Source organism: Micromonospora sp. NPDC049580 (genome assembly GCF_040675595.1).
GTDB lineage: Bacteria > Actinomycetota > Actinomycetes > Mycobacteriales > Micromonosporaceae > Micromonospora.
Genome location: NZ_JBFAPG010000685.1, coordinates 1 through 2,402, shown reverse-complemented (window position 1 = coordinate 2,402; position 2,402 = coordinate 1). Strand labels below are relative to the sequence as shown.

At 72.3% G+C, this 2,402-nt stretch carries 2 protein-coding genes; both read right to left on the bottom strand.

The window, feature by feature from the left end:
• Positions 1–112: 112 nt before the first annotated feature.
• Positions 113–949, bottom strand: a complete 837-nt coding sequence (pyrF, locus tag AB0J68_RS30985; protein ID WP_354862960.1) for an orotidine-5'-phosphate decarboxylase — start codon at positions 947–949, stop codon at positions 113–115.
• Positions 950–1,014: 65 nt separating this feature from the next.
• A complete protein-coding gene (locus AB0J68_RS30980; protein ID WP_363942298.1) occupies positions 1,015–2,289 on the bottom strand; it encodes an adenosylmethionine--8-amino-7-oxononanoate transaminase in 1,275 nt (424 codons plus the stop codon).
• Positions 2,290–2,402 lie beyond the last annotated feature (113 nt).

Here is a 2,402-nt window from a genome sequence, read left to right as displayed (position 1 = left end):
CTGGGAACCACGGACCCCTTGGTTCCCAGCGCGGGGAAAACTAGCGGTCAACGGAGCTTTCGGCAACGTGGGCGCGCGATGATCATCGCAAAGTGACCGAGCCGTCAGTCAGTCACCGGGCAGCCAGAACGGCCCGGCACTCGCCCGCCACCCGGTCCGCGGCTGCCCGCAGGGCGTCCGCGTCCGGTCCCGCCGACAGGACCTCCCGGGAGTACGACGGGAGCACCGAAGCGAGGCTGGAACCGAACACGGTACGCAGATCGGCGGCACCCGCACCCTGCGCGCCGAGCCCCGGAGCGAGCAGCGGACCCCCCACGCCGGAGAGGTCATGACCGGTGTCACCGATGGTCGCGCCGACCACCAGACCGAAGCTGCCGAGGGGGTCCGCACCCCGGTTGAGCTGGGAAATCTCGTCGATCACGGTCTGCGCGACGGTCCGCCCGTCGGCCGTACGGGCCCGCTGCACGGCCGCGCCCTCGGGGTTCGAGGTGAGGGCCAGCACGAAGACCCCGCCGCCGTGCTGGGCGGCCAACTCGAACATCGGCGCCAGCGAACCTACTCCCAGGTAGGGACTGGCCGTGACCGCGTCGACATACAGCGGGCTGGATGGATCAAGGTACGCGGAGGCGTACGCGCTGACCGTTGAGCCGATGTCGCCACGCTTGACGTCCAGAAGAACGAGCGAACCGGCTTCTCGTAACTGTCGGATAGTTGACTCAAGGATCGCCACACCGCGGGATCCGAATCGCTCGAAAAAGGCCGACTGAGGCTTGACCACCGCAACCCGGTCACCGAGGGCGTCCACCACGGTCCGGGAGAACCGGTCGAGGCCGTCGACGTCGTCCGCGAGGCCCCACCGGGCCAGCAGACCGGGATGCGGGTCGATGCCCACACAGAGCGGTCCGCGCTCGGTGACGGCCCGGTGCAGGCGGGTGCCGAAGCTCTCCATCTGTGCACTTCCCTTCTCGTCCGGGCGGCGGACCGCCTCGGTGCGTACTCGTTGACCGGGACCGCTCAGCCGGCCGCCACCGCCGCCGCCACCCCGGCCGCGATACGGGCCAGGTCGGCGTCGTCGGTGACGTACGGCGGCATCGTGTAGATCAGGTCGCGGAACGGCCGCAGCCAGACGCCCCGCTCGACGGCCGCCGCGGTGGCCGCGCCGAGGTCGACCTCGTGGTCGAGCTGGACCACCCCGATCGCCCCGAGCACCCGCACATCGGCCACGCCCGGGGCGGCGCGCAGCGGCTCCAGGCCGGCGCGCAGGCCGGCGCCGACCCTGGACACCTGCGCCGCCCAGTCCCCGGCCCGCAGCAGCCCGATGGAGGCGTTGGCGACCGCGCAGGCCAGCGGGTTGCCCATGAAGGTGGGCCCGTGGGCCAGCACGCCGTCGGCGGAGATGCCCCTGGCGATCTCGGCGGTGCACAGCGTCGCGGCCAGGGTCAGGTAGCCCCCGGTGAGCGCCTTGCCCACGCACATCACGTCCGGGGCCACCCCGGCGTGCTCGGCGGCGAACATCGCGCCGGTACGGCCGAACCCGGTCGCGATCTCGTCGAAGATCAGCAGCACCCCGTGCGCGCGGGTCACCTCGCGCAGCACCCGCAGGTAACCCGGATGGTGGAACCGCATCCCGCCGGCGCCCTGGACGACAGGCTCGACGATCACCGCGGCCAGCTCGTCGGCGTGCCGCTCGACGGTGTCCACCAACGCCGCCACGTACGCCTCGTCGGGCGGGTCGGTGAAGCCGCCGGGCGGCACCGGGGCGAAGATCTGCCGGGGCAGCACGTCGCCCCAGAGGTGGTGCATCCCGCCCTCCGGGTCGCAGACGCTCATCGGGTGGAACGTGTCGCCGTGGTAGCCACCCCGCCAGGTCGCCAGCCGGCGCCGCTGTGGCCGCCCGACGGCCCGCTGGTACTGCAGGCACATCTTGACCGCCACCTCGACGCTGACCGAGCCGGAGTCGGCCAGGAACACCTGCTCCAGACCCTCCGGGGCCAGCTCGACCAGGGTCCGCGCGAGCTGCACCGCAGGCTCGTGGGTCAGCCCGCCGAACATCACGTGGCTCATCCGGCCGAGCTGGTCGGTCACGGCCGCGTCCAACACCGGGTGCCGGTAGCCGTGGATCGCCGCCCACCAGGACGACATGCCGTCCACCAGCTCCCGGCCGTCGGCCAGGGTCAGCCGTACGCCCTCGGCGCCGCGCACCACGTACGGCGGGTTCGCCGGTGGCAGCGCGGCGTACGGGTGCCAGACGTGCGCCCGGTCGGTGGCCAGGATCTCCTCGGGCGTCATGCGTGCTCCTTCCAGGCGCCGGTCGTCAGGCCGCCGGTCGGGTCGTTCCTTCTCATCCTTTGCTCTGCTTCAACCCACGCAACGGCCGGCGTCCGATATCCGGACACCGGGCG

Bases quoted from the DNA above. Each gene is read 5' to 3' on its own strand.
- pyrF (WP_354862960.1), bottom strand. From the start codon at position 949: ATGGAGAGCTTCGGCACCCGCCTGCACCGGGCCGTCACCGAGCGCGGA.
- AB0J68_RS30980 (WP_363942298.1), bottom strand. From the start codon at position 2,289: ATGACGCCCGAGGAGATCCTGGCCACCGACCGGGCGCACGTCTGGCAC.